The following is an 8,058-nucleotide window of genomic DNA, read 5'->3' as shown; positions in this document are numbered from 1 at the left end:
CGCGCATCGGCCCGCAACCGTCTACCACCTCAACGCCCGTTCCCCTGCCTCCTTTGCACTGGCCGACAACTTCCATGTGCAAGCCGGCGACGTGGTTTGGGTAGGCGCGGCGGCGATCACCCAGTGGGGCCGCTTCCTCAACCAGCTAGTGCCGCTAGGCAACCTGGTGGGTAGCGCCGCACTCGCACACGGCAACAATGGCAGCGGCCTTTGACCGCTGGCCTTCTTCCTCTTTGTCTACCTTGCTTAGGCGTCGTAGGATCGACGCCTTTTTTTCGGCCGCTATCTAGAGCGAATCTGCCGCAAAAACTGAAACCGCAGGTGTTGCGGAAACATTTCGCCGTCATCATCCCGTGACGACGGCACCCGCATCGACGAGAAGCCTCAGGACATGCCTATCCCTAAAATCATCCATTTCAAGGTACCGCGCCATATCACCGACAGCCAGCAAGCGGTCATCGATACCGCCAGGAAATTTCATCCTGACTGGCAGATCATGATTTGGCAGGACCCTGTCCAACCCGATGGATTCAAGCTCGCCAGATATTGGGAAGAGGCAAGAAGCGGCGCGCAAGTAGCCGACTTGATTCGCATCGAGGTCCTGTGGAAATACGGCGGCGTGTACCTCGATTCCGACCTGATCGTGCACAGGCCGCTGGACGAACTCGCGGAAGCCTGCGGCTTCTTCATCGCCAGCGAAGATGGGCAAGTTTTGACGAACGCCGCCTTTGGATCGACGGTGGGACATCCTGCGCTGGCCGACATGATTGACGAGCTGGACCGTCATCCGCCGGACTGGTCGCTTCCACCCAACGTCACGACAGGTCCATGCTTCTTCACCCGCATACTTGAGACGCGCAAGGACATCACGGTGCTTCCGCGAGAAACGTTCTACCCCTACAACTGGAACGAAAAGCCCACACCACCTCACCCTTTCAGCTATGGCACCCATCTTTGGGAAGGCTCATGGATAAAGAAATGGGTCAAGCTCATCATCGGGCTTGGTCTGCACAGGTATCTGATGGCGCTCAGTTCGCCGTCGGTGCTGAGCCTTGAATGCAAGCGATGGCTGCATTCAAGGGAATGGGCGCTCAAGAGGCTATCGGTCAGAACGCCCGCCTATTCCATGTCCGACAAGCTGGCCACCAAGACCGTCCATGGGCACAGCATCGTTCTATCCGGGCAGGATCTCTCAGTGACGCCGGCGATGGCGCAGCGAGGGTATGGCAAACTTCGCGAAGAACTCTTCATCAAACGAGTCTTGCGTGGCGGCGACTACTTTGTTGATGTGGGTGCCAACGTAGGCACATTCAGCCTTCTTGCCGCCTCCCTGGTCGGTCCCTTCGGCCGCGTGTACGCCTACGAACCCAATCCGCTTGCGGCAGACTTGCTTAGAAGCTCGGCAACGATGAACGTGATGCACGAGCAATTGGTCGTATCCAACATGACCATCGGCGAACGGGCCGGCAGTGCCGTTACCATGCCTGCGTCCGTCGCCACGTTGGCAACCGAGTTCCCATACGACCTTCCCATCAAATTCCTGAAAATCGACGTCGGAGGAAGCGAAGCCTCCGTGCTGCGTGGCGCAGAACGCCTGCTCAGCCGTCAATGCGTCGATTACGTGATGATCGAGGCCATCAAGCAACTATCCGGCAAATCATGGCTGCTTTTGCTGGATGCCTTGCAGAAAGTTTGCGCGTATGGATATCGAGCTTATTACTTGGGCCGCAACGGCCACCCTATTCCCATTGAACTTGCTGCCGTCCTGAATACTGGGAAAAACACGCCCACCAGTAGCCTGGTTCTGATGAATCGGTGGGCTGCCGCCAGGCATTCGTGAAAGCTGAGGCGCTGACGTCATTCCGGCGAAGGCCGGAATTCATATCGAATGCCAAGCGCAGGGTCAAGATTAAGGCAACATAGTTGAACACCGCGCAAGATCAGAAATGGCTTCCGGCTTTCGACGTAATGACGATTCGCCTTGAATTCACCATAATTCTCGATTTTCGTGGGGAATCAAAAGCGTTGTCACTGGCATGGCTCGGAACTGGTAGAACTGCTGGCGGGCGCAGTGGAACTACTGGCGGGACAACTTAGAATTAAATTGAGCGAAGGTTCGATCTTGGTCATCACCGGGATCGGATCATGCTGCAGATCGTCAACCACGGAGTTGAAAATGGGAGCGCAATTCTGTGCGTCGTAGGCATACGTGCGTCCAGGATAGAAAGCAAAATAGGCTATGCCAGCGACGGCAGGCTGGTTGGCGCCATACGCGGTATTGAGTCCAGATTGGACTGCCGGCCTGAACTGCGTACGCAACATGGGATCCTGGCAAGTAGTGATGTTGTTGCTAAAGGCAGGAAAGACCGGCACTACCTTTTTCAACATGTTCCCCCAATCCTTATATTCCGTGGCCTGGACTGCCGGGTCCGTGGAGTATTGGTCAACAAATACAATATCCTGAGCGTTCGGACTCACGGAATTTTTGATATCTTCAGGAGCCACCGGGTAAAGGGTGTTGGCGGTGATGACCGGACGGTCAGTGGAGTCAGGATCGCCGCTGCGCAACCGTTGATACACCAGTTGTTGGTATTGCCAGCAAATAGTTGTTCCATTGTTGACGCCCTTATTCGAAGGTTCGTCGAACGTGTAGTAACCCACCACGTAATCGGCATTCTGCTTGCCGAAGGCGGCAACGCCATCGAGCAACTGGGCAGTGTCTGCGGGCAGCACGCCATTTGCAGCATCGCTGCAAACCTGCGTCGGGTTGGCTGCCCAATTGGAACTGACGTGCGGATGTATCTTCAGCACGTACTTGAAGCGCGAAAACAGCGGATCGGCTTTCAGGGTCGGTAGCAATTTCTGAAATGCGGCTGCATCCCAACCGTCAAGCGAAAGCACATTGATCCCAGCCTCTCTCAACTGGAGTAGCTGTTGCCGCATGGTTGGATCGCTGGTGTCGGTGTCGGAAACCCCCATGTCATACAGAAAGCGCATCGGTCCACTGCGTTGCAAGCCCTGGCCGGCCGCCATCACCGGAAACGACGCCACGCATAAACAAAATAGCAAAGAGGATAGTCGCATTGATCTTCTCCCTCGTTGACGGCGGCTTTGGTCAATTATCCAGATCCAGCGCATAAACCGTACAACCATATCCGGTGGTTACCACGGTCGGGTCGACATATACCGTGATGCTTCTTCCCGTCGTGTAGGCGGTAACCAACGTCGCATAGAGCATTTTCGCGCCATCAATACTGACTCTTGAAACGCCTACAACCACCGCGCCCCGTGTATTGGTTGAATTGCCATTCGTGCACATGGCTGGAGCATTGGTGAGCGCAAAGCTGAAAGTGCCATCACCTCCCGCTTCAATTTCAGCCACAGTTCCTGTCGTGATGACAGGAGTAAAAGTCTGCGCGGTAGTCGCCTGCGCGGACGCAACACCAACTGATAGCAACGCGGTAAAAATCGTTACTTGAGCCGTTTTCATAACAACCAACTCCTCTTTGACAAAGGCAATCAGTGAAATAAGTCGGTGATCAAAATGGCGTGCAAAAAAATTCCCCGGGTCCCTGCTTGGTATTTACTCGCGACAACGTGAAAATGGCATGCAAGCGCGGCCGTGAAATATTTCCAATTTTACGTATTGGTACTAATCGCCATCGAGCGATGATCGCCACATCGGCTTAGAACGTAATATCACTTGTCATGCGCACACTGGTTTCCGCTGCCATAGTAGGTAATCGGCGTTCACCGCAAGTTGTTTCAGAGCAAATCGTCATTCCAGCGAAAGCCCACTTCTGTCAGGAAAAAATGCGTGCTGCTCGACGTTCGCTTCGAAATGGGCTCCATGAAACCCAAGGATTTCTGGAGTTGCAAAAAAAACAGAAAAAAACCTCAGCGCACCCCCAACTGCACTGGGGAGGAAACAACCACCGATGCATCAAGCTTTTCAGTCTTAACTTTGGCCGTAGTTTTCGCGATACCAGGCAGCCGTTCTCGGATTGCATGTGATGCACGTCTACCTTCGCGTCAAAAAAATAACGCCGTTGTTTGATGCAATTCACAGTGTCGCCCCCACCCCTTAAAAACCTGCCCAACTGTGAAGCACGGCCAAGAATTCACATTTGCGCCGTCGCGCATCGATGACGCATCTTAGCCACGCGATAAACAAATCGCTGTACACAACACAACACCACAACACAAAACAGGAACAGGGGAAAACTCATGAATACCCACTCAGTGCCGAAAGGCGCCCAAGCTCGCTTTACCCAAAAGTCCGGCAATGCCCGCAACAAGCTTCTGGTGGCCATCGCCGTCTCGCTCGCGCTCTGTGCCGCAGCCGCTCCCGCCTCGGCCGCCAACTGGTGGAATCCGACGCCAACCATTTCGGTCGGCCCTGGCTGGAACAACGTTCGCGACTTCGGTGCCATGGGCAATGGCACGACCGACGACACCGCTGCCATCCAGGCCGCCATCAATGCGCTACCCGCCAGCGGCGGCACGGTCGTGGTACCCGACGGCACCTACATGATCAACGCGCTGCAGGCCATCAACCTGCGCTCCAACGTGCACCTGGCGATGTGGGGCAACGCTTATCTCAAGGCCATTCCGAACAACGCACAGCGCTACTGGGTGGTGAAGGCGTGGAACGTCAACAACGTCGAAATCTCCGGCGGCCACATCGTCGGCGAACGCACGCAACACACGGGCACCGGTGGTGAGTGGGGCTACGACCTCAACATCTCAGGATCGAGCCATGTCTACGTCCATGACATTCAGATCTCCAACGCCTGGGGCGATGGCGTGCTGGTCGGCGGAACGGGGTCGGGCGCCACAGTGGTGCCATCGACCGACGTGACACTCAACCACGTGCGGTCGTCCAACAACCGTCGCCAGGGTTTGTCGATCCTGCCCGCGACACGGGTGTACGTGGCCAACAGCGTCTTTTCCCAATCCAATGGCACGGCTCCGCAGTCCGGCATCGACATCGAGCCACAAACGCAGGGCACGACTCAGCAAGTGCGCCTGGAGAACGTCACGCTGACGGACAACGTCGGCAACGGGCTCGAAATACACGACAACGTATCCAACGTGGTGGCCAACAGCATCACTTCTCAAAATAACCACGGCAGTGGCGTGTATGCCGGTGGCCCGAACGGCGTAACCATCACCAACAGCAATCTGAGCCAGAACTACCTTTTCGGTGTGACCCTCGACAGCACGACCAGCAACGTCCAGATCGTCGGCAACACCCTCCAATGGAACGGTGATGCCTGGTTCTATGCGCACAACGTGTCGATCTTTACGCCCGGCACGGAGCTGCGCGACATCAGCATCGCCAGCACGGTAACGAACGTTACGGAATCTTACCTTCTGCTCTCGCCGCTGAAAAAATAATGACGTGACTTCGATGGGCGCGAGCGGCTGCGTAGGCTGGAATGTCTTCAGCCTACGCCTGCCGTGCGGCGGCCAGCCATTCCCGCTCGGCACGCATCGGTTACCGTGGTTCAAACAGGCGATGTGGGCGTGACATACCTGCCGCCGGTTCCGGCTGTTCAACTCGCAAGCAATCCTGAAAGCGTATCCGTATTTTCAGATTTCGCCAGGGACGCCTGATCCATTGTATGGATCGGCGGTGACGCGGCAACAACCGCGCCATGTACGCTTGACGGCGACGTATGACTATTGAGGCAGCCTAGGCGTCCACCCCCTCGCGCTGGCAGGCAGCGAGAAAGTAGGCTGGGCTTTCATCCCAGCCTAAATGCGTACAGCATGGCTTATTGAACGACGATCTCGTCGGTGAACAGCCAGATATCTTTGGCGCCGTCCGAGAACGACCCAGGCAAGGTTTTGCGCTGATCCGCTTCGACCCGGATGTAACGCGCCGTCACGGGTTGCTGCGGCTGAAATCGGAACCGCTGCGTACCCTCACGCAGCGCCGGATCGAAAGCGGGAGCATGCGTGTACAGGGTGGTCCAATGCTGCCCGTCCGACGAGGCGAGAAACGTCACGTTCTCGGGCAACAGCACGCGTGACTCGAGCGACTGCAGGAAACCGACATCGATGGCGTGGATGGCGGTGTCCTTCTGTAGATCGATAGTGGCGTCGAGGTTGCTGTCATGCCAGGCAACCCAGCGGCCGTCGTGGAGCTCCGAGGTACCCAGCACGCCATTCACCAAGGCACTGGCCGGTGCATAGGAAGTGTCGGCCGGCTGCGCAAGGGTGATGGCATGCCCGGATGCCAGGTTATGCACCAAGCTGAAGCTGGTTGCGTTGTCGTAACGCAGGTCGTTGCGATACGGCACGATCTTGAGCGTACCGGCCTGCTGGATAGCCATCTGGTCAGTGAAGGATGGCGATTGCGACGTGGGATCCGTGCCGTCTTGCGTATAGTGATTTTGCAGATTGTCGAAGCCGCGCTTTGCACGGAGCTGCCAATCGCCATGCTGCGCATCGTAGTCGACTGAGTAAGCCACGACCGGTGCGCTCTCGGGGCCATAAGCTACGTTTTGCGCATCCAGCCAACGGTATTGCGCTTGCAAGCGCTGCTCGAAGTTGTCGTAGTCAGCGTCATCATGCTTGGCCGTCCAGAGGTTTTCTGCGAGTGCGAGCATGCGCGGATAGATCTTGGATTCGGCGTTGAAGGGATTGGCGTGTTCGCTCCACAGCGGCGCTTCGCCACCCAGTATCTGCGCACGGTGCTCGGCAAAAAGCTGGTCGTCTTCCGGCGTGCTTGGCGAGGCGGGCTTGGTAATGTCGGTACGATAGACGTCTTTGACGGTCAGCTTGTCCAGCGGCGAATCCAGGTAGAACGGACCGGACATGATGATGCGGTTGCCGTTGAGCAGCGCCTTGTGCATCACGCTGTTGCCCAGCCACATGCGCCAGACTTCCACGATGGCGTTCTTGTCCGCGCCACCTTCCAGGATCTCATCCCAGCCGATCATGGTCTTGCCCTTGCCTTCCAGGTAGCTCTGGAAATGCTTGACGAAATAGCTCTGCAGCCCGTCTTCGTCCTTCAGGCCCTGTTCGTGCATCAACGCCTGGCAGGACGCACAGTCTTTCCAGCGATCCTTGGGAGCTTCGTCGCCGCCGATGTGTACGTACGGCGAGGGAAACAGCGCGATCACCTCATCCAATACGTGTTGCAAGAAGACAAAGGTTTGCGGATTGCCGACGCAATAGATGTCCTTGAACACGCCCCAGGTATGCGCCACGGCCAGCGGCTGCCTGGTGCAGGAATATTCCGGATAGGCGGCCAGCGCGGCGGTACTGTGCCCTGGCATTTCGATTTCGGGAATGACCGTGATGTTGCGCTCGCGCGCATAATTGACGATATCACGGATCTCTTTTTGCGTGTAGAAACCGCCGTAGCGGCTACCGTCTTCTTCCGTGCGCCACGCACCGACGTCGGTCAACTTGGGATAGCGATGGATCTGGATGCGCCACCCCTGGTCTTCCGTGAGATGCCAGTGGAAGGCGTTGATCTTGTAGTAGCTCAGCAGATCGAGCTGTTTCTTGATGAAGGACACCGGGAAGAAATGGCGCCCCACGTCGAGCATGAAGCCGCGGTACGCGAACGCCGGCGCGTCCTTGATGCTGACGGCGGGAATATCGACGGATGCCGCATGCTCCGGCGGCAACAGTTGGCGCAGCGTCTGCACGCCCCAGAACAAGCCCTTGTCGCTGGATGCCTGGATTACTACCCCGCGCGGCGTGACCAGCAGCCGGTAAGCTTCATCCCCTTTCACGGTGGGATCGAACGCCAGCACGATACCGTGCGCGTGCGCGCTGCGTGAAAGCTCGATGCCGGTCTGTTCGCGGATCGAATCGCGCAGAAAGCCGACGATTTGCTGGACGCGCGCGGATTTGGGCGCGTCGATGCCGGTGTGCGCGTCGAGCTGATAGCTCCCCTCGCCTGTTTCCATCTGCTGCGGCTTGGGAATGATGCTGATGTCCGCGATAGCCGACGTGCTTGCGGCGATGAGGGACAGGCCGAGGCACCAGGCCAGGAGGGGTTTAAGCATCCGTCGAACTCCCTAACAGTTTCTGGAG

5 protein-coding genes and 1 pseudogene are annotated in these 8,058 nt (G+C 57.1%); 3 read left to right on the top strand and 3 right to left on the bottom strand.

The genetic code is table 11. From position 1 onward, the window contains the following. Positions 1-214 (top strand): annotated as a pseudogene (locus V7M64_RS09945) (capsular biosynthesis protein); the annotation flags it as partial. A 177-nt stretch (positions 215-391) separates the two neighbouring features. Further along, entirely contained in the window at positions 392-1,840 is a 1,449-nt protein-coding gene (locus V7M64_RS09940; protein ID WP_333678987.1) for an FkbM family methyltransferase, read from the top strand. Between the two features lie 188 nt (positions 1,841-2,028). Here the strand turns inward: V7M64_RS09940 and V7M64_RS09935 are convergent, their stop codons facing one another. Then, positions 2,029-3,084 (bottom strand): hypothetical protein, encoded by a 1,056-nt coding sequence (locus V7M64_RS09935; protein ID WP_333678986.1) that lies wholly within the window; start codon positions 3,082-3,084, stop codon positions 2,029-2,031. A gap of 31 nt (positions 3,085-3,115) precedes the next feature. Further along, positions 3,116-3,490 (bottom strand): hypothetical protein, encoded by a 375-nt coding sequence (locus tag V7M64_RS09930; RefSeq protein WP_333678985.1) that lies wholly within the window; start codon positions 3,488-3,490, stop codon positions 3,116-3,118. 737 nt (positions 3,491-4,227) lie between these two features. Between V7M64_RS09930 and V7M64_RS09925 the strand changes: the two genes are divergently transcribed. Continuing rightward, positions 4,228-5,400 carry a glycosyl hydrolase family 28-related protein gene (locus tag V7M64_RS09925; RefSeq protein WP_333678984.1) on the top strand — a complete coding sequence of 391 codons (1,173 nt, stop codon included), beginning with the start codon at positions 4,228-4,230 and terminating at the stop codon, positions 5,398-5,400. A 380-nt stretch (positions 5,401-5,780) separates the two neighbouring features. Here V7M64_RS09925 and V7M64_RS09920 read toward each other — a convergent pair whose 3' ends face one another. Beyond that, positions 5,781-8,030 (bottom strand): family 20 glycosylhydrolase, encoded by a 2,250-nt coding sequence (locus tag V7M64_RS09920; protein ID WP_333678983.1) that lies wholly within the window; start codon positions 8,028-8,030, stop codon positions 5,781-5,783. Positions 8,031-8,058: the final 28 nt, after the last annotated feature.

The sequence above is a fragment of the Dyella sp. genome (genome assembly GCF_036746095.1).
Taxonomy (GTDB): Bacteria; Pseudomonadota; Gammaproteobacteria; order Xanthomonadales; family Rhodanobacteraceae; genus Dyella_B.
This window is presented reverse-complemented; position numbering and strand designations above follow the sequence as displayed.